Source organism: Citrobacter amalonaticus, assembly GCF_018323885.1.
GTDB classification, from domain to species: Bacteria; Pseudomonadota; Gammaproteobacteria; order Enterobacterales; family Enterobacteriaceae; genus Citrobacter_A; species Citrobacter_A amalonaticus.
Window position 1 is genome coordinate 770,424 of sequence record NZ_AP024585.1, and the last position, 20,828, is coordinate 791,251.

The 20,828-nt window shown below is 52.8% G+C and carries 16 protein-coding genes; all 16 read left to right on the plus strand.

Annotation, left to right across the window (positions count from 1 at the left end; genetic code table 11):
* Positions 1-218: 218 nt before the first annotated feature.
* The 16 genes from tssB (at position 219) to KI228_RS03855 (ending at position 20,822) form a co-directional block, all read left to right on the plus strand.
* Positions 219-725: a type VI secretion system contractile sheath small subunit gene (gene tssB / locus KI228_RS03780; RefSeq protein ID WP_042998125.1), complete on the plus strand. Its 507-nt coding sequence runs from the start codon at positions 219-221 to the stop codon at positions 723-725.
* 19 nt (positions 726-744) lie between these two features.
* Positions 745-2,229 (plus strand): type VI secretion system contractile sheath large subunit, encoded by a 1,485-nt coding sequence (gene tssC / locus KI228_RS03785; protein ID WP_090049034.1) that lies wholly within the window; start codon positions 745-747, stop codon positions 2,227-2,229.
* Positions 2,230-2,231: 2 nt separating this feature from the next.
* A complete protein-coding gene (gene tssE, locus KI228_RS03790; protein ID WP_061070579.1) occupies positions 2,232-2,654 on the plus strand; it encodes a type VI secretion system baseplate subunit TssE in 423 nt (140 codons plus the stop codon).
* 5 nt (positions 2,655-2,659) lie between these two features.
* Positions 2,660-4,483: a type VI secretion system baseplate subunit TssF gene (tssF, locus tag KI228_RS03795; RefSeq protein ID WP_141227386.1), complete on the plus strand. Its 1,824-nt coding sequence runs from the start codon at positions 2,660-2,662 to the stop codon at positions 4,481-4,483.
* Positions 4,450-5,493, plus strand: a complete 1,044-nt coding sequence (gene tssG / locus KI228_RS03800) for a type VI secretion system baseplate subunit TssG (protein ID WP_061070577.1) — start codon at positions 4,450-4,452, stop codon at positions 5,491-5,493. Before tssF ends, tssG begins: the two co-directional genes overlap by 34 nt.
* Positions 5,494-5,509: 16 nt before the next feature.
* Positions 5,510-6,796 carry a type VI secretion system-associated FHA domain protein TagH gene (gene tagH, locus KI228_RS03805; protein ID WP_192575746.1) on the plus strand — a complete coding sequence of 429 codons (1,287 nt, stop codon included), beginning with the start codon at positions 5,510-5,512 and terminating at the stop codon, positions 6,794-6,796.
* Positions 6,797-6,819: 23 nt separating this feature from the next.
* On the plus strand, positions 6,820-7,326 hold the full coding sequence (gene tssJ / locus KI228_RS03810) for a type VI secretion system lipoprotein TssJ (RefSeq protein ID WP_090049169.1): 507 nt from the start codon (positions 6,820-6,822) through the stop codon (positions 7,324-7,326).
* A gap of 2 nt (positions 7,327-7,328) precedes the next feature.
* Positions 7,329-8,672, plus strand: coding sequence for a type VI secretion system baseplate subunit TssK (tssK, locus tag KI228_RS03815; RefSeq protein WP_044263946.1), 1,344 nt, complete (start codon positions 7,329-7,331; stop codon positions 8,670-8,672).
* Positions 8,673-8,676: 4 nt separating this feature from the next.
* Positions 8,677-9,495, plus strand: a complete 819-nt coding sequence (gene icmH / locus KI228_RS03820) for a type IVB secretion system protein IcmH/DotU (protein WP_371192194.1) — start codon at positions 8,677-8,679, stop codon at positions 9,493-9,495.
* Positions 9,496-9,505: 10 nt separating this feature from the next.
* Complete coding sequence (tssH, locus tag KI228_RS03825) at positions 9,506-12,196, plus strand: type VI secretion system ATPase TssH (protein ID WP_141227387.1); 2,691 nt, start codon at positions 9,506-9,508, stop codon at positions 12,194-12,196.
* A complete protein-coding gene (gene vasI / locus KI228_RS03830) occupies positions 12,193-12,936 on the plus strand; it encodes a type VI secretion system-associated protein VasI (protein ID WP_061070574.1) in 744 nt (247 codons plus the stop codon). Before tssH ends, vasI begins: the two co-directional genes overlap by 4 nt.
* Positions 12,937-12,945: 9 nt before the next feature.
* Entirely contained in the window at positions 12,946-14,367 is a 1,422-nt protein-coding gene (gene tssA, locus KI228_RS03835) for a type VI secretion system protein TssA (RefSeq protein ID WP_396426851.1), read from the plus strand.
* 51 nt (positions 14,368-14,418) lie between these two features.
* Positions 14,419-17,904: a type VI secretion system membrane subunit TssM gene (tssM, locus tag KI228_RS03840; RefSeq protein WP_488175159.1), complete on the plus strand. Its 3,486-nt coding sequence runs from the start codon at positions 14,419-14,421 to the stop codon at positions 17,902-17,904.
* Positions 17,905-18,046: 142 nt separating this feature from the next.
* Complete coding sequence (locus tag KI228_RS03845) at positions 18,047-18,952, plus strand: hypothetical protein (RefSeq protein ID WP_061070571.1); 906 nt, start codon at positions 18,047-18,049, stop codon at positions 18,950-18,952.
* 9 nt (positions 18,953-18,961) lie between these two features.
* Positions 18,962-19,486, plus strand: a complete 525-nt coding sequence (locus KI228_RS03850; protein WP_141227391.1) for a DUF1240 domain-containing protein — start codon at positions 18,962-18,964, stop codon at positions 19,484-19,486.
* Between the two features lies 1 nt (position 19,487).
* Positions 19,488-20,822: a VasL domain-containing protein gene (locus KI228_RS03855; protein ID WP_061070569.1), complete on the plus strand. Its 1,335-nt coding sequence runs from the start codon at positions 19,488-19,490 to the stop codon at positions 20,820-20,822.
* Positions 20,823-20,828 lie beyond the last annotated feature (6 nt).

Genomic DNA, 20,828 nt, shown 5'->3' on the forward strand with positions numbered 1-20,828 from the left:
TACTTTTTAGTGTGATATCCGCTGGTTTTCTGCAGAATACCTCTCTTTTGTTCGAAGAAAAAGTGCTTTTCAAATTTTTTTCTGAGCGTAAAATAAAAATCAAGCAGGGTCTTCAAATCTATTTTACCGCCACCAGAACGGCATTGTTAGTATATTTCTATTGCGGTACCGAACATGCTGAGTTCATGGCACGAACGATAACTTGATGGACTATTATTATGAGCAGCAGAAAGAGTGACAGTGGCGGCAGTATTGCGCCTAAAGAACGCGTAAATATCAAATTTCAGCCAAAAACAGGAAATCAGACCGCCGAAGTGGAACTGCCACTTAATTTGCTGGTCACGGGCAACCTGACGGGAGGCGCTGACGAGACTCCCCTTGATGAGCGTCAACCGGTTGCTATCAGTCGTAATACTTTTAACGCCGTACTTGAGCAGGCGGGTATTGGGCGCGATTTCTCGGTTCCTTCTGCTCTCAGTGAGACGCCTGACGCAAGCATGAATATCAACCTGAAGGTGAAATCACTGGCCGATCTCTCACCAGACAATATTGCCGCCCAGGTGCCGGAGATGCGCAAAATGTTGGAACTGCGTGAAGCACTGGTTGCGCTTAGGGGGCCGATGGGAAACATCCCGGCTTTCCGTGCGCAGCTAAAAGCATTGCTTGATGACGAAACGAGCCGTGAGCAACTGATTGCGGAACTGGGCATCGCAGGTCGGAAATAACTTGTACAAGGATTTCAGTATGTCAGACATTACATTACCGGAAGTATCCGTTTCCACTGCGCCGGCTGCCGCGTCCGGTCTCCTGGATGAAATCATGGCGCAGACCCGGTTCAAACCGGAATCAGAAAGCTACGATATTGCCCGTCAGGGGGTAACCGCTTTTATCACTGCGCTGTTGCAGGGGGATGATGAAGCTGAATCTGTCGATATCCTCGCGGTTAACGGCATGATTGCCGATATTGATGCGCGTATGGGACGCCAGATGGATCTCATTCTCCATGCCCCGGAGTTTCAGGAGCTGGAGTCATTCCTGCGCTCACTGAAGCTACTGGTTGACCATGCCGATCCGCGTGAAAACATAAAAATTCATATCATGCACGCCACCAAAGAGGAGCTGCTGGATGACTTTGAATTTGCCCCAGAAATCACTCAGTCAGGATTTTACCGGCATGTTTATTCCAGCGGTTTCGGACAGTTTGGTGGAGAACCTGTCGCCGCCGTAATTGGTAACTACACTTTCGATAACACCACCGCAGATATGAAGCTGCTGAAATATATCAGCGCGGTTAGCGCAATGGCTCACAGTCCATTCCTGTCTTCAGTTTCTCCGGAGTTTTTTGGGTTGGATTCGTTTACCGAACTTCCCGGCATTAAAGACGTCGCCGCCATTTTCGAAGGACCCGCTTACACAAAATGGCGTTCACTGCGTGAATCAGAAGATGCCCGCAATCTGGGCCTGACGGCACCACGCTTCCTGCTGCGTCACCCTTATGCACCTGATGAAAATCCGGTGAAAAGTTTTAACTATCATGAAGATGTCAGCAAAAATCACGAGCATTATCTGTGGGGAAACACGGCATTTCTTCTGGCGGCCAATATGGCTGAAAGTTTCATGTCAACCCGCTGGTGCCCGAATATTGTCGGTCCGCAAAGTGGCGGCGCGGTCAAAGACCTGCCTGTGCATTTATATGAGGCAATGGGCCAGCTACAGGCCAAAGTTCCGACAGAAATTCTCATTACCGACAGGCGAGAATATGAGCTGGCAGAGCAGGGTTTTATCACCCTGACGATGCGTAAAGGCTCTGATAACGCAGCTTTCTTTTCTGCCAATTCGGTGCAAAAACCGAAAGTTTTCCCGAATACACCAGAAGGTAAAGAGGCTGAAACCAACTACAAACTCGGTACGCAGCTCCCTTACCTTTTTATTATCAACAGGCTGGCACATTACATCAAAGTGCTGCAACGCGAACAGCTTGGCTCCTGGAAAGAAAGAGGAGATCTGGAGCGTGAACTGAATACCTGGATTCGCCAGTATGTTGCCGACCAGGAAAACCCACCTTCTGAAGTCCGCAGTCGTAAGCCATTACGCCAGGCGAAGATTGAAGTCTCCGATGTGGAAGGCGAGCCAGGCTGGTATCAGGTTGCTCTGAGCGTCCGTCCTCATTTCAAGTATATGGGGGCATCGTTTGAATTGTCCTTAGTCGGACGTCTGGACAGGGAGTGATCATGATTACGGAACGGGTGTCCGGGGGGAGTCTGTTTGAGCGCATAGGAGAGGCGACCAAACCGTCCTCACGCCAGCGTCCAAAGGCGGCGCTGTTGCATTCTGTACGCGATAACCTGCGCAATATCCTTAACACCCGTTCTGATAGCTGTTATGGCTCACCGGATCTTGGGATTGCGGATTTTAATGATGAGTCCCCTGATCACCAGAACATCCGGGAGTGGATTGTTCAGGCGATAAAAAATTGCATCCTGCGTTACGAACCCCGTATTTCAGATGTACTGGTGAAAACCTCCGTAGAGGATATCCACGTGCCGCTGGAACTGCGTTTTCACATCGTGGCATATATGAATTTCAGCGACAGGCAGGATGTTCTGGAGTTTGACATTCTGCTGGATAACCACCAGCACTGGTGCGTGGAGTAAACCTGATGGCCTTTGAAGAACGTTTCTACCGCGAAGAACTGGATTATCTGCGTCAGCTTGGCAAGCTGCTGGCGGAGAAAAAACCTTATCTGGCCCGGTTTCTGACCGGGAAAGAGGGTGATCCGGATGTGGAACGTCTGATGGAGGCATTTGCTTTCCTTTCCGGTGGCTTGCGGCAGAAACTTGAGGATGAGTTTCCTGAATTCACGCATAGTCTGATCAACATGCTGTGGCCGAATTATCTGCGTCCGATTCCGGCCATGTCGGTAATTGAATATCAGCCCGGTAAGGAACTGAAATCGCCCGTCCTGGTCTGCCGCGATGAACTGATAAAAACGCTGACGGGGAGCAGTACCCAGATTTCTACCAATGGTGCGCTGAGCGATGAAGATAATAAGGTTATACAACCCGCCTGCCATTTTACTCTGGCGCGTGATGTTTGGTTGCAACCTCTTTCGGTCCAGGATGTCCGTAATGCCAGTACTCTCAAAGAGGGCATAATTGAGATTGATTTTTTTACGGAAGGAAATGTCTCTCCCGGCGAACTGGATCTGAATAAGCTCACTTTCTGGCTGGGGAATGAGGATGATTATACCCGCTATCAGCTCTATCTGTGGTTCAGTGAGCGATTGATGGATGCGGAACTGGTTGCCGGAGAGCATTGCGTGTCATTGCCGGAAATGTGGCTGAAGTCGGCCGGTTTTGAACGGGAGGATGCACTGCTACCGTGGCCGAAAAACGTCCATAGCGGCTACCGCGTACTTCAGGAGTATTTTTGCTACCCGGAGAGCTTTTTCTTCTTTCATTTGCAGGGAGCCATATCGCTACCAGCAGATTTCCCAGTCGCCGCGTTTACACTGCGTTTGCATTTTAATCTGCCATTACCTGTAGATATCAAACTGCGAAAGAATTCACTCCGCCCTTACTGCACGCCAGCGGTAAACCTGTTTACTTACCATTCTGAGCCCGTCAGGCCAGATGGCAGTGTGCCTCAGTATCCGTTGTGCGCTAGCCAGCAAAGCCCGGAATGTTATGACATCTTTCGGGTAAAATCTGTGTCCAGTAAGCTACCAACAGTAAGTCAGGGTAAAACGTTTCGTCTTTGGCCCGAATTCGAAGGGTTTCAGCATCAGATTGAGTACAGTCGGCAGCGTGAAGTTGTTTACTGGCACCACCGTACTAAAACCTCACTGTTTCACCATGGTCTGGATCATTCTATTGCCTTCGTGCACGCGGATGGCAGTCAGCCTGACCCTTCCCGACTGAATGGCGAAGTTTTTACCGCCTCGCTGGTGTGTACCAACCGGATGTTGCCCGCCTCGCTGCATACTGGTGATATCAGTGTCCCTGTCAATAAAAATCCGGCGGTGGCTTCTTTTAGCAACGTCACGCGTCCAACTCGTCCGCTTTATCCGGTGACGGATGGCGATATGCACTGGTCACTGATCTCCTGCATGAACCTGAATTACCTTTCGTTGCTGGACAGAGAGGCGTTGATCCAGGTGCTGCGCACATTCGATTTGCCAGGGGTTCATCATCCACAGCAAGCCCGGCTTTCTTCTCAAAAGTTGGATGCCATCGAAAAAATGGAGTCTCGTCCGGTTGACCGTCTGTTTAAAGGCGTACCGGTTCGGGGTCTGTCCACCACACTTTGGATTAACCCCGCCCCTTTTATCTGTGAAGGTGAGATCTATCTGTTGGGCACCGTGCTGTCATGCTTTTTTGCGTTATACGCCAGCATTAACTCATTTCACTGCCTCAAAATTATTAACACGGAAAGTCAGGAGTCCTGGGAATGGCAACACACTGGCCAGCACGCCCTGATGTAAGGGAAATGTCACCTCTTCCGGATGTGCGCGGGATGAATTTTTTTGTCCTCATGGAATCGCTGTACCGCCGATATGGCGGCGCAGACCGTGAGCCTTCGTTACGTACCGAACCAGAGCAGGAAGTGGTGTTGTTTAAATCCGACGCCAGTATTGCCTTTCCGGTCAGTGACCTGAGCACGCTCGAGCGCAGTGACTCCGGTCAGTTTACCCTGACGACAAAATTTCTCGGGTTTTCTGGCAGCCAATCGCCGTTGCCTGGCTACTATCTGGACCGGATGGCGCACGAATCCGCGCAGAATGAAGAGGGGCTGAACGCATTCCTCGATCTGTTTAGCCATCGCTGGACGCAGTTTGCTTACCATGCCTGGCGTAAGTACCGCTATTACATCTGTTTTCGTAACGGAGGAACCGATTCGTTCTCACAACGGATGTACGCGCTGGTCGGGTTGGGGAACCCGAGTGTGCGTGACAGGCTCGCGATCAACCACAGCAAGATGCTGGCTTATGCCGGGATACTGGCCACTCCCGGTCGCTCGCCGGACGTGGTGAGCAACCTGGTCAGCCATTGCTTTGATTTGGCGGATGTCAGCATTGAAAACTGGCAGTTGCGTAAGGTGGCGGTGGAGCCCGCACAGCAGAACCGGCTGGGCGTGCGCAATCCCAAACGTAAAACTGCCGGGTATGTGCCGGGGCGCTCGGTGATTGGCGTTAATTTTACCCTCGGCGCCAGAGTGCCGGATCGCAGCGGAAAATTTCTGCTGCGGATCGGTAATCTCACAATGGCACGCTACCTCTCCTTTTTACCGGAAGGTGAAAACCATCAGGCACTGATCATGTTTGTCTCCTTTTTGCTGCGCGATCAATTTGCATGGGATCTCCAGCTCTCGCTTGCACCGGATCAGGCGAAGGGAATGCGACTGGGCGACCGCTCCCGATCCTGTATCGGACGCACGGCGTTTATCGGTCTGCCGAAGGCACCGCCATCCGTCACTCTCCACATCAGGGATTAATTTTATGGAACCGCATATGACTGAGGAAAAAACGCAGTCGCGCGCACTGTCACTGACACTACAGGTGATGAACGGCAATGAGCTGGAGAGCGGACGCGCTGCAAAATGTTTGTTTACTGCTGACGGCGGGGTTATTGGCAGCGCATCTGCATGCCACTGGCCGTTACAGGACCGGGCAGGCTCTGTGGCCGATCGTGCCTGCCAGGTGGTGCAACATGATGGCGCATTTTGCCTGCGTAGCCTGGCGTCTGGACTCATGATTAACCTTGCTCCTGTGTCTACGGGGGCCGGACTGGTACGTCTGAGACAAGGGGATGAAATCGTTCTGGGGGCGCTGGCTCTGAAGGTATTTATCCATGAAGGAAAGCTGGTCAGTTACGGTGAGCAGATGGCGGCGCCTGAAACCATTGTTACCAACCGCGACCACCTGTCGGACGCGCTACTGACGACGGACGGCCAGCCCGCATATCCGGGAATGCCCCGGATGCACCAGCTTGCCGATACTGTCGTCAACAGCTTTTCAGCTGATCCGCTCCAGGCTCTCCAGGCGGAAAGGCTGACGGTGGTGGGCGATGCGGTTCCCGGGATTGTGCCTGTCCGGTCTTCTGAGCCCGTAAAGGATGGGGCGATCGACAAACCGTTTATGGATCTGCCGCCAGTCTATCCCGATCCCCAGACCCGTCATGGCGATGTCGCCTCCCCGGTGGATACAGCCCAGCTTCATCTTGCCGTCACCCCGCTGTTACGTGGACTGGGTAGCTCGCTTTCTGTACGTAATTCACAGGATGCGGATGATTTTCTTGAGGAGGCGGGTCGGACGTTGCAGGCGGCCATCAGGGGTTTACTCGATCTACAACAGCGTCGCAACAGCCTTTCCGATAAACATTTGCGCCCGCTGGAGGATAACCCGTTACGCCTGAACATGGATTACACCGCCGCCCTCGATGTGATGTTTGCGGAGGGTAAAAGCCCGGTGCATCTGGCGGCGCCTGCCGCAGTTGGCGAGAGCCTGCGTAATGTCCGGCACCATGAAGAAGCAAACCGCGCAGCGATTGTCGAATCGCTGCGCGTATTACTGGATGCTTTCTCGCCACAGAGCTTGATGCGTCGTTTTGTACAGTATCGCCGCAGTCATGAACTGCGCCAGCCACTGGACGATGCTGGCGCCTGGCAGATGTACAGCCACTATTACGACGAGCTGGCGTCCGATCGTCAGCAGGGTTTTGAGATGCTGTTTAATGAGGTTTATGCCCAGGTGTATGACCGGGTATTACGTGAGAAACAGCGGGAGCCGGAAGCATGACAGGACGCTTTTTTCGTACCTGGATGGTGATGGTGCTTTTCAGTCTCACCCTGACAGGCTGCGAAACGGTGAAAAAGCTCGGCCAGGTGATTAAGAATCCGGACATTCAGGTTGGAAAGCCTGCGGAGCAACCCTCAGAAGTGACAGTCACGCTGTTGACCGAGCCTGACACCAATACCAATGCGGATGGTGAGGCTGCGGCAGTCGACGTACAGCTGATTTATATGAGCGATGACTCAAAATTACAGGCTGCTGATTATGACACGGTGGCCAGTACACCGTTGCCGGATGTGTTGGGCAAGAACTATATCGACCACCAGGATTTTAACCTGCTACCGGACACCCTAAAAACACTGCCGCCAGTGAAGATGGATGAAAAGACGCAGTTTATTGGTGTTGTAGCTTATTTCTCCGATGACCAGGCTACCGAGTGGAAACAAATCGAACCGGTAGAAGGTACCGGCCACAGCTACCGCCTGCTGGTACATGTACGACAGGGAAGTATTGAAATGAAAAAAGAGGACGACTGACGATGGCGAACATGAAAAATAAAGTGATCTGGCAGGAGGGATTGTTTGCCCTGCCGCAGCACTTCCAGCAACAGCAGCGCAATCAGGAATATTTGCTGAACCAGCGTATTAGTGCACAGGCTGATTTTGCCTGGGGATTCACCTCGCTGTCGATCAATACCGAGTTGCTTGCCCAGGGAAAACTCATGCTGAACAATGCGGCGGGTTGTATGCCGGATGGTACAGTGTTCAACATTCCGGAGCAGGATCAGCTCCCCGAACCGTATCAACCGCGCGATCTTTCCCGGTCCGGAAGCCAGGACATCTATCTGGCATTGCCCGTTATCAGTGATATCACCTGTGAAATTGAAGGCCGCCAAAGTGCCGGGCAGGGAACGGAACGTTACCGTCTGGCCCGCGCCGATGTCCGTGATTTACACTCCGATGATGGCGACGTGCAACAAATTGTTCTGGGGCAACTGGCGGCGAAAATCGTCAGCGGCGCGGACGATCTCAGTGCGATGGTCACGTTGCCGCTGTGTCGCATTCTCAGCCAGCAGGCCAATGGTGCGCTGGTGCTGGATGAAAGCTTTATCCCGACCTGCCAGGCTATCCGCGTTAGCCCGGAACTGAGCGGGTTTGCCGGTGATGTGCAGGGGCTTATCAGCAACCGCGCCAGCGAACTGGCAAAGCGTATTGGTTCCCCGGAGCAGAGCGGTATCGCGGATGTGGCTGAGTTTATGATGCTGCAGATGCTTAACCGCAATCAGATGCATTTCACCCACCGCTCACACCTGCATACCCTGCATCCGGAAGCGTTTTATCTGGATCTTGTCCGGCTATTGGGTGAGCTGATGACCTTTACAGAAGACAATCGGCTGCCCTGTTCGGTGGAAGTTTACAACCACCGCGATCTGACGCATTCATTTAATACAGTGATCCCGGAACTGCGCCGGGCGCTCAATACCGTGTTGATGCCACGCGCTCAGAATCTGCCGCTCGTCTTCTCCGACGGGTTTTATGTCGCCACGGTCAATGATCCTACACTGTTACGCTCCGGAACTTTCATTCTGGCGGTACGCGCGCGGATGCCGCACAGCCAGCTTATTCATCAGTTTACCCAGCAGTCAAAAATCGCGGCTACCAACAAAATCCGCGATATGGTCAGCGTCCAGGTGCCGGGTGTTCCACTGACGCCCCGCACCGCAGCCCCGCGCCAGTTACCGTATCACGACGGTTTTGTTTATTTCGAGCTGGATAAAGGCGCTGCCGCCTGGCAGGACGTTGTGAAAGCCGGAGCGCTGGCGCTGCATATCTCCGGTACTTTTCCGGATCTGGGTATCCAGCTGTGGGCGATAAGGAGCTAAGAACATGAGCGAGCAGTTCCTCCCGTCGGACGCCATGAATGACCGCCAGGCTACAGGGAATACACAGGATAAGAAGAGTGCTGTGGTACACGATGTGGGTGAAGACCTCTCCAGCCGCCAGTATCGACTCCCCCTGCGCGGAAACAGTCTCAACCCGATGATTGACGCCGCCACGCCACTGCTGGGGATGGTCATGCGCGTGGATGGGATGAACAGTCAGAGCATGCCGGAACACCTTTTTGCGCAGGTCGTGACGGACGTTCAGGCTGTGGAGCAACTGCTTCAGGAGCAGGGCTACGAACCGGGTGTGATTGTCTCGTTTCGCTATGTTCTTTGCACCTTTATCGATGAAGCAGCATTGGGTAACGGCTGGTCAAACAAAAATGAATGGATCAAACAGTCGTTGCTGGTCCATTTTCACAATGAAGCGTGGGGAGGGGAGAAGATTTTTATTCTGCTCGAACGCCTGATACGTGAACCGAAGCGTTATCAGGATCTGCTTGAGTTTATATTTCTTTGCTTTTCGCTGGGATTTCGCGGGCGCTACAAAGTGGCCGTCCAGGATCAAGGGGAATTTGATCAGATCTACCGCCGCCTGCACCACGTCCTGCATACCCTGCGCGGCGATGCACCGTTTCCGCTACTGCATCAGGATAAGAAAACACAGGGCGGGCGCTATCAACTGATAAAGCGGCTGACCATTAAACATATCTTCGTTGGCGGTATTGTCGTGCTGGCACTGTTTTATCTGTTCTGGATGCTGCGACTGGACAGTCAGACGCAGGATATTTTGCATCAACTGAACCGGCTGCTTGCCAGGTAAGGATACACATATGATCCAGATTAATCTGGCCTCTCTGGTTAAGCATCTGAATGCGTTTTCCCGGCAGGCACTGGAGGCCGCCGCGGCAGAATGTATGAGTCAGCAGGCAACGGAAATTACCGTGGCACATGTACTGTTGCAGATGCTGGCGATGGTACGCAGCGATATAAGAGTGATTGCTGAACAGGCGGAGATTGACGCGAGTGAACTTCGCCGGGCGTTAATAGTGGAAAGTTACGCGACTTCGCGAACAACGGAGAGCTACCCGGCGTTTTCGCCGATGCTGGTTGAGTGGCTGAAAGAAGGTTGGTTGCTGGCATCAGCCGAGATGCAGCACAGTGAACTGCGCGGTGGCGTGCTCCTTCTGGCCTTGCTGCATTCCCCTTTGCGCTATGTGCCGCCTGCTGCCGCCCGCTTGCTGACCGGTATTAATCGCGATTGTCTGCAACAGGATTTTGCTCAGTGGACGTGGAAGTCGGCGGAAACGGCGATACAGAGTACGGACGGGCAGGTTGTCAGCGTGTTGGCAGAGACGGGGGACAGTTTGCTTGCGCGCTACACGAAGAATATGACGGAGGATGCCCGTCATGGTCGGCTCGATCCTGTGCTATGTCGCGACCATGAAATTGATCTGATGATCGACATTCTCTGCCGCCGGCGCAAGAACAACCCGGTGGTTGTGGGCGAAGCGGGCGTCGGTAAAAGCGCGCTGATTGAAGGGTTGGCGTTGCGCATTGTTGCAGGCCAGGTACCGGATAAGCTGAAAAACACCGACATTATGACACTGGATCTCGGCGCATTGCAGGCCGGAGCATCAGTGAAAGGCGAGTTTGAGAAGCGCTTTAAAGGGCTGATGGCGGAAGTGATTTCCTCGCCAGCACCCGTCATATTATTTATTGATGAAGCACATACTCTGATTGGCGCGGGCAACCAGCAAGGAGGGCTTGATATCTCTAACCTGCTCAAACCGGCGCTGGCGCGTGGCGAACTGAAAACGATCGCCGCCACTACCTGGAGCGAGTACAAAAAATATTTTGAGAAAGATGCTGCCCTGTCGCGCCGTTTTCAGCTTGTGAAGGTCAGTGAACCTACGGCGGCGGAAGCGACTGTTATTCTGCGCGGCCTGTCGGCGGTGTATGAGCAGTCTCACGGCGTGCTGATCGATGATGAAGCCTTACAGGCGGCAGCCAGTTTAAGCGAGCGCTACCTTTCCGGACGTCAGTTACCTGATAAAGCTATCGATGTGTTGGATACCGCCTGCGCCCGTGTGGCGATTAACCTCTCATCGCCGCCAAAGAAAATATCTGCCCTCGCCACCCAATGCCATCAGTACGAAGCGGAAATCCGCCAGCTTGAGCGGGAAATTCGTATTGGATTACATACTGATACCGCCCGGCTGGATGAAGTTCATGTTCGACATGATGATGCACAGAATGAGTTGAAGGCGCTGGAAGAGGCCTGGCGTCAACAACAGACACGGGTGCAGGCTATTATCGCGCTGCGCCAGCAATTATTGGCCACACTGGAAACCGATGGCAATGCATCCCTCACTGATAAGGCTAATGAAGCGGAAACCCTATCTCTCGCAGAACGGCTGGCCCAACTGACCGCCGAACTGGACGACCTGCATAACGCGCAGTTACTGGTTTCCCCGCACGTCGATAAAAAACAGATCGCTTCCGTGATTGCCGAATGGACCGGCGTGCCGCTTAACCGCCTGTCACAGAATGAAATGTCAGTTATCACCGATCTGCCGTTGTGGTTGGGCGACACAATTAAAGGTCAGGATCTGGCCATTAAGCACCTGCATAAACATCTTCTCACCGCACGCGCCGATTTGCGTCGTCCGGGACGCCCACTCGGCGCATTTCTGCTGGCGGGTCCCAGCGGCGTGGGTAAAACCGAAACCGTATTGCAATTGGCTGAACTGCTTTACGGTGGTCGCCAGTACCTGACGACCATCAATATGTCTGAGTTCCAGGAAAAACACACCGTTTCGCGCCTGATTGGTTCCCCGCCGGGCTATGTCGGCTATGGTGAAGGCGGTGTGCTGACCGAAGCTATCCGTCAAAAACCGTATTCCGTGGTGCTGCTGGATGAAGTGGAAAAAGCCCATCCGGACGTGCTCAACCTGTTTTACCAGGCATTCGACAAGGGCGAAATGGCAGATGGCGAAGGCCGGTTGATTGACTGTAAAAATATCGTCTTTTTCCTCACCTCCAACCTCGGTTACCAGGTGATTGTCGAACATGCCGACAACCCGGAAATTATGCAGGAAGCGTTGTACCCGGTGCTGGCAGACTTCTTCAAACCGGCGTTACTGGCGAGGATGGAAGTGGTGCCATACCTGCCGTTATCAAAAGAGACGCTCGCCATCATTATCGCCGGAAAGCTTGCCCGTCTGGACAATGTACTGCGCAGCCGCTTTAGCGCGGACATCATGATTGAACCGGAAGTCACTGATGAAATCATGAGCCGCGTGACCCGCGCTGAAAATGGCGCGAGGATGCTGGAGTCCGTGATTGACGGCGAAATGCTGCCGCCACTCTCATTATTGTTATTGCAGAAAATGGCCTCAAACACACCCATTGCCAGCATTCGGTTGTCGGTGTCAGAAGGGAGATTCATGGCAGATGTGCAGGATGTTCCATCCGCCGATGAGCCCGTGTTGTCGCAGGAAACGGATGGCATCACTTTATGAGTGGGATGCGCGTTACACGCCAGTTCTGGCTGTTAGCGGTCGGCCTGCTGACAGGACTGTTTGCCGGATCCGTACCCGCAGAAACACCCTCTGCATCTGGCATCGTGCAGGGTACAGCTGCGGCTATATCAGATGACGAGCAGGCGACGCTACAGGCAATGCAGGCCTGTCGTCGTGAATCAGCAGCCCTGGAACGTCTTGACTGTTATGACAATTTGCTCGCCCCTCTTTCACCGGCGGGGTTTAACGGTGCGCTGGTCAGGGCCAGTTTTGTGGGGGAAGCCTGGACTCGCGCCACGGAGCAGGAGAAACGCCGTCAGGATAAGAGTACGGAACTGCTGGTAACGCAGACGCCAGGAGAACGTCCGATGGTGGTGATCACCACGCCAGCTATTGGTCATGTTCCGCCGCGCCCGGTGCTGATGTTGAGTTGTGTGGACAATATTACCCGAATGCAGGTGGCGCTGATCAAAGCGATGGATACACATGATATCGCCGTCAGCCTGAGTGCCGATGACAAAACATTCCACAGCCGCTGGTTTGTGCGTGAAAACGGCACGCTTCTGGAATCCAGCCGGGGATTATCCGGCATCGACGAGATTAAACAGCTGTTTGGCGCGAAGACGCTTACTATTGATACCGGTCCGGAGAGCGCTGCCGGAAAACTCACTTTTAATATCAATGGACTGGCGCAGGCTATCGCCCCGCTGCGTGAAGCCTGTCATTGGGCGGGAGAATAAGAAATGGCAATGGATCTGCGTGACCCGAATGTCTGGATTTCGCACCTGCTGGAAACACTACCGGAAGAAAAACTGAGCGGCGCTCTGAAAGATGACTCTCCTGAGTGGGAGTATATTGACGGAGAAATCGTCAAACTCGGTTCGCTGGCGCACGGTCAGCTTGATATTGCGGAAATACAGCGTCGGGGACTGGTGCTTCTGGCCTCAGAGTGTAAAGATTTTCGTCTGCTGGCGCATTTGTTGCGTACTCTGCAACATGCAGGCAACCTGCCGCTGGCCCTGCGCCTGCTGGCGCTGTACGTAGAGCATTACTGGGCAGTGACTGCGCCGCGCATGTCGCACAAAAAACGTTTTGCAGCACAGGTCATAAAACGTTTTGACGCAGGTATACCCGGTTTTGTAGGAAAAGCGACCACAGCACAGCGCGACGCGGTGTTGGGTGAACTGGCGACACTGGCGCAAAGCTGGCGGATGCAGGATGTTCCAGAACTGGCACTGGCGACGGATGATCTGCTCGTACTTTTTCAGCGCGCATTCCATGATGCCGGGCCTGCGTTATCTTCCTCTCAGGGAATGTCTGACAACGTACCGCAGGATGTCACCATACCTGCACGTGACGCCCCGCAGACTATCACCACCGTGCCTGCTGTTCCGGCTCCGCAGGTGACTGTCGACAGTCACGACGATACTGCCTGGCGCGACACGTTGCTGAAAGTCGCCGCTATCCTTTGCGAACGCAAACCTGACTCGCCGCTGGGCTACCGTCTACGCCGCCATGCGCTTTGGCAAACCATTACCAGCACGCCTCCGGCCGAGAGTGATGGTCGTACCCCGCTGGCGGCGGTTTCTGCTGATATGGCTGCAGAGTATCAGTCCCGGTTAACCTGCGTGGATCTGGCGCTGTGGCAGCAGGTGGAGCAGAGCCTGCTGCTGGCTCCGTACTGGCTGGACGGGCATTACCTTTCCGCACAGATAGCACAGCGTCTCGGGTACAGGCAGGCAGAAGAGGCCATCCGTGAGGAAGCTGGTTTTTTTCTTGCGCGTCTTCCGGCGCTTGCCGATCTGCTGTTTAACGACCGCACACCTTTTATCAGCGAGCAGACAAAACGGTGGCTGACCTCATCAACATCCCACAGTCAGGCCGTACCAGTACTGCAATCCACAGAGGAAATGCAAGCTGCCAGGGCATGTTTTACCGAGCAAGGGCTGGAAGCTGCACTGCAGTACCTGGAGACATTGCCAGAAGGCGATCCCCGCGATCAGTTCCACCGCCTGTACCAGGGCGCTCAGCTAATGGAAGAGGCCGGAATGGTAAAACTTGCGCAGCAACAATACCGGATGCTGTCCGAAGAAGGCTTGCGAATGGTGGTGGCAGACTGGGAGCCCTCACTCTTCAAACAGCTCAAGCAGAAGTTCACGGCAGAACAGTAAGAAACAACAGGAGTTTTTGTGAGATTACCGACCCCCCGACTCTTCAGCGGAATGAAATCTGTTTTGCGACCGGCGATGCCAAAATTTAAGGTCTCCGCGTTATGGCTATTGGTGCTGGCATGGATCTTTCTGCTGGTATGGATCTGGTGGAAAGGCCCGTCATGGTCATTCTATGACGAACATTGGCTCAAACCGCTGACAAACCGCTGGCTGGCGACAGCGGCGTGGGGGATTGTCGCCCTGGGGTGGCTGACTGTCCGGGTGATGAAGCGTCTGCAGCAGCTTGAGAAACAGCAAAAGTTGCAGCGCGAGGAAGCGCAGGACCCGCTCAGTGTGGAGTTGAATATTCAACAGCGCTACCTCGACAGGTGGCTGCTGCGTTTACAGCGTCATCTCGACAACCGCCGTTACCTGTGGCAATTGCCGTGGTATATGGTTATCGGTCCTGCCGGGAGCGGCAAAACCACCCTGTTACGGGAAGGTTTCCCATCCGATATCATTTATACACCGGAAGCGGTACGCGGTGCAGAGCAACGCGTATATCTGACGCCACATGTTGGCAAACAGGCGGTGATTTTTGATATTGACGGCGCACTCTGTGAACAACCTGATGCGGATATTCTGCATCGCCGCTTATGGGAACATCTACTGGGATGGCTGGTGGAAAAACGTGCCCGCCAACCGCTGAACGGGATCATTCTCACCCTCGATTTACCCGACCTGTTGACGGCCGACAAACGCCGCCGCGAACATCTGTTGCAGACGCTGCGTAGCCGTTTGCAGGATATACGTCAGTATCTTCACTGCCAGTTACCGGTTTACGTGGTGCTGACCCGGCTGGACTTATTGTACGGTTTTGCAGCCCTGTTTCAGTCGCTGAACAAAAAAGATCGCGATACCATCCTCGGGGTTACGTTTACTCTCAGCGCCCATGAAAGTGAAGACTGGCGTACCGAACTGAACGCTTTCTGGCAGGACTGGTGCGAACGGATGAACCAGTCCATGCCCGATCTGATGTTGGCGCAGAGCCATATGCGCAGTTCATTGTTCAGTTTTATTCGCCAGATGCAGGGAAGCAGGGAGTCTCTGGTGACCCTGCTTGATGGTCTTCTGGACGGTGAAAATATGGACGTGATGCTGCGTGGCGTGTATCTGACGTCATCACTGCAACGCGGTCAGATGGATGACATCTTTACACAGTCTGCCGCCCGGCAATACCGGCTCGGCAGTAATCCGCTAAGTGCCTGGCCACTGGTGGATACCGTACCTTACTTTACCCGCAATCTGTTTCCCCAGGTACTTCTGTCGGAGCCGAACCTGGCTGGCGAAAGCCGCGCCTGGCTGGTAAGCAGCCGTAGACGTCTTACCGTCTTTTCTGCCGCGGGTGGAGCGTTGGCGCTATTGCTCATCATCGGCTGGCACCATTATTACGATGTTAACTACGCCTCCGGTATCCAGGTACTGAAACAAGCTCAGGCCTTTATGGCGATCAGGCCACCCCAGGGGATGGATGACTACGGTGATCTACAATTGCCATTACTCAATCCAGTACGCGATGCGACGTTGGCCTACGGCGACTGGGACGATCGCAGTCGACTGGCCGATATGGGGTTGTACCAGGGAAGGCGTGTCGGGCCGTATGTGGAGCAAACCTATCTGCAACTACTGGAGCAGCGTTATCTGCCCGCCTTGTTCAACGGTCTGGTGAAAGAAATGGATGCCGCCCCACCGGAGAGCGAAGAAAAACTCGCCGTGCTGCGAGTGATGAGAATGCTGGAGGACAAAAGCGGACGTAATAATGACGTAGTGAAGCAATACATGGCGAAGCGCTGGAGTGATAAGTTCCACGGCCAGCGCGATACCCAAGTGCAACTGATGTCTCATCTCGACTATGCGCTGAAACATACCGACTGGCATGCTGAACGTGCTGCGGGTGATGGGGACGCGATCGGTCGTTGGGCACCGTATGACAAACCGGTGGTGTCAGCACAGAAAGAGTTAAGCAAACTGCCCGTTTACCAGCGGGTCTACCAGAGCCTTAAAACCCGGGCGTTGGGAGTACTGTCCGCCGATTTGAACCTGCGCGATCAGGTTGGCCCAACATTCGAACAGGTATTTGTTTCCTCAGATGACAATAAGCTGGTTGTCCCGCAGTTTCTTACCCGCTATGGGCTCCAGAGTTATTTTGTGAAGCAGCGTGATGAACTGGTGGAACTGACGGCAATGGATTCCTGGGTACTGAATATTATTCACAGTGTTAAATACAGTGACGCAGACCGTGCTGAAATCCAGCGCCAGTTAACCGAACAGTATATTAGTGACTACACCGCCACCTGGCGGTCAGGGATGGATAACCTTAACGTACGCGATTATGAATCCATTGCGCAGTTAACCGCCGCGCTGGAGCAGATTATCAGCGGCGACCAGCCTCTACAACGAGCGTTGACGGCGTTGCGGGATAACACACAGCCGACCGTTCTTTCCGAAAAGCTATCTGATAAAGAACGCGCAGAAGCATTGGGAGAGCCGGATTATCGTCTGCTGACCCGTCTCGGTCATGAGTTTGCGCCGGAAAACAGCACGCTGGCGGTTCAGAATAATAAAGAAAATACCCTGCAAGCGGTCTATCAGCAGTTAACGGAATTGCACCGCTATCTGCTGGCTATCCAGAACGCACCGGTACCCGGTAAATCGGCACTCAAAGCCGTTCAGTTACGCCTTGACCAGAACAGCAGCGACCCTATTTTTGCGACCCGGCAGATGGCGAAAACTCTGCCTGCGCCGCTTAACCGCTGGGTGGGAAAACTGGCAGATCAGGCCTGGCATGTGGTGATGGTAGAAGCGGTTCACTATATGGAAATTGACTGGCGCGACAACGTGGTAAAACCGTTTAACGAACAACTGGCAAATAGTTATCCATTTAATCCTCGTTCTTCGCAGGATGTGTCTCTGGATGCATTTGAGCGCTTCTTTAAACCGGATGGCGTGCTGGATACTTTCTGGCAGCAAAACCTGAAACTGTTCATTGAAAATGACCTGAGCCGTGACGGGGGCGACGGTGTCATTATCCGTGAGGATGTCATCCGGCAACTGGATACCGCACAGAAAATCCGCGACATCTTCTTCAGTAAACAGAATGGCCTGGGAACGCAGTTTGCGGTGGAGACCGTTTCGCTTTCCGGCAACAAACGCCGTAGCGTGTTGAACCTCGACGGTCAGTTAGTGGACTACAGCCAGGGTCGTAACTACACCGCGCATCTGGTCTGGCCGAACAACATGCGCGAAGGCAATGAAAGCAAGCTGACGCTGGTGGGTACCAGCGGTGGCGCACCGCGCAGTATCAGTTTCAACGGGCCGTGGGCGCAGTTCCGCCTGTTCGGAGCCGGACAGCTAACCAGCGTGGAAGAGGGAACATTCAGCGTGCGCTTTAACGTTGACGGTGGCGCGATGGTCTACCGGATACACGCTGACACTGAAGACAACCCATTCAGCGGCGGGCTGTTCAGCCAGTTCCGGCTGCCGGATACGCTTTACTGAGGAGGTAATTGTCGGATGCTGAAGATACAGGACGTGATGATGATGCATTTCAACAGGTGGATGTACAAATTGCAACGGCAGGGGCAAAAAACGCCCCGACGTTTGCCAGCACCTTTCATATCCAGAATTTATGGAGGCAGGAATGTCTAAATTCAGTGACCAGAATCCGTCATGGGCGGATTATCTCGGTGATACACTGCGTGGTAATGTCCCGATCAATCAGTTAATTCCGCAGCATCCCTATATTCTTGACACATTGGGACTGGCAGAGGCGTTTGAGAAGAATACGCAGCATATTATGTTACTGACACTGGAAGAGGCTCAGGGTGTAGTGGATGATTTGTGTAGCAGTGGTCCGGTGAAGCTTGCCACTACTTACGCAGGAAATATCAAAGATGCTGCGACCGGGGGGAAGAATATCAGCAAACTGATAAGTTATGCTGAGGCGGATAAAATCATTTACCGGTTAAAGGGACTCGGGATTAAAGCTATTCAGTTCAAGCATGGTGGACAGGTGTACGTTAAAATTACCGGTTATGCGTCGCTGCGGCGTATTCTTCAGGGGACTCGCTATAAAATTAACAATCCCCGGGTACTGGAGTTGGGGATTGGCAAAGCAGGCATTAATAGCGGTATCATCGAAGGTGCGAAGTTTTGTCTCTGGTTTTCACTTGCCTGGCACACGGTAGAACTCATTTTTAAATCAGACCATGATGTGGCGGCCTTTATTGGTAATATTACGATGGATGTTGCAAAAATTATTGTTACGATTTTTGTGACAAAAATTCTGGTTATGGCCGGTGGGCTTTTCTCTACAGTTGCTGCTTCTGCTGGTATTGTATTTCCTGTTGTGGCGGGGATAGTGCTGATTGTGGCTATAGGTTTCTTAATTACTCTTGCGTTAGATTATCTGGACAGTAAATATCATTTATCTGACAAGTTAATTGCAGTAATCCGAGAGGGGATGACGGCCCAGGAGGACATCAATAGGTGGAATTTTGAACATGCCGATCCCTTTACATTTGGCCTGATGAATGCACGCTGGTAAGGAATTTTTATGCAAAAAATACCGGAAATAGCAGCGAGAAAAATGCCATTAAAAGAAAAAATGAAATTTATTCTTTTGTGTTTATTTTCCGTTACGGTACTAACTGGTGCGTTGGTTTTTTTTGCCGATGTTTCTGGTACTGCAATAATATATATTATTGCAGGTGCGGATACCGTCTACTACAGTTGGAGGGACGTGCTCGCATTTTTATATCTCCCTGTTATAGGGTACTTTGATGTATTGGTGTTTTTATTTTTGTTCCTCCCTTTTACTTTTCACCTCGCGAAATTATGGGGTAACCTCTCAAAGGTTATCTTCGGCTATATTATTATCGCATTTATCCTTACTCTCCCTCTATCATTGTATATTTCTTTTTTTCCTTTGGGGAAGTACTTTTCTTGTGGACTTAGAGGCCCTCTTTCAGGCGCTCACTATGTGAAAGATCTCAAAATGTGCGAACAATTTGAATATCATCCTGAGGATGATAAGCCTGATAATACCTCAGCACCTGTAACATCAGTGGATAAGAAATAAAATGAATTCATCTGATTATACTCAGACCATTACTACGGGGGTTGACCCACGTAACCTGCCGGAATTTATCGCGATTCGCGAGGAAATCAACAAGGCCAGCCATCCGTCGCAACCGGAGCTGAACTGGAGGTTGGTGGAATCGTTGGCACTGGCTATTTTCAAAACCAACGGAGTGGATCTACACACTGCGACATACTATACGCTGGCACGCACCCGCACGCAGGGGCTGGTGGGTTTCTGCGAAGGAACCGAATTGCTGGCGGCGATGATTACGCATGAATGGGATAAATTTTGGCCGCAGGGCGGTTCTGCACGGACAGAGATGCTGGACTGGTTCAATACCCGTACCGGGAATATTCTGCGCCAGCAGATATCTTTTGCGGAAAACGATCTGCCGCTGCTGCATCGTACTGAACGTGCTTTACAGATGATCAGTGACAAGCTCCAGCAGGTGGAGCTGAAGCGCCAGCCGCGTGTGGATAACCTATTATATTTTATTCAAAATACAAGAAAGTGCCTTGAGCCGCTGCCCAAAAGTAGTGTTGATACTTCCTCTCAGCCGATGGTCAGAACGCTGGTCTACACGCCTGAAAGTACTCTTTCCACTACGGCAGAGTCCGTGCCGCCACTCCCCGAGTTGCCAGAAATGCGGGTGAGAGTGCGTGGTATGTCGGAGAATGCAGATAACGCAAGGACAGGCAGTCTGCTGAAAGGTTTCGTAACCGGTGTCGCCTGTACTGCTGTTATTTCGATCTCACTCTGGTGGTGGCTGGTACATCCCCTGCAACGTCAACTCGCGCAAGTTCGTGATACCGCTCAGGGAGCAGCCAGCATCTGGTTGGTCTCCCCGGAACTGGACACTTATGATGAACGCCTGCAACAACTTCCCGAAACGTCGCCGCTGCAACTGCTGGAAACTGGAATGCAGATGATGCGAACGGCGGACAGTCTCTGGCCGGAGAGCCTGCAACAGCAGCAGGCAACCGCACAGTGGAACGATATTCTGAAAAACCGTGCGCAGAACAGTCCACAGCTACGGGGCTGGTTGCAGACCCGCCAGGATTTACACGCCTTTGCTGACCTGGTGATGCAGCGCGAGAAAGAAGGGCTGACTCTTTCTTATATAAAGAACGTTATCTGGCAGGCTGAGCGGGGGCTGGGTCAGGAGGCTCCGCTGGAGGCACTGTTGACGCAGTATCAGGATGCCCGCGTACAGGGACAGAATGCTGAGGCCCTGGAAAAACAGATTAATGAACGGCTGGACGGTGTGTTAAGCCGCTGGCTGCTATTGAAAAACGGCGAAATGCCGGAAAAGAAAACTAAACCCGAAAAATAGCGACGA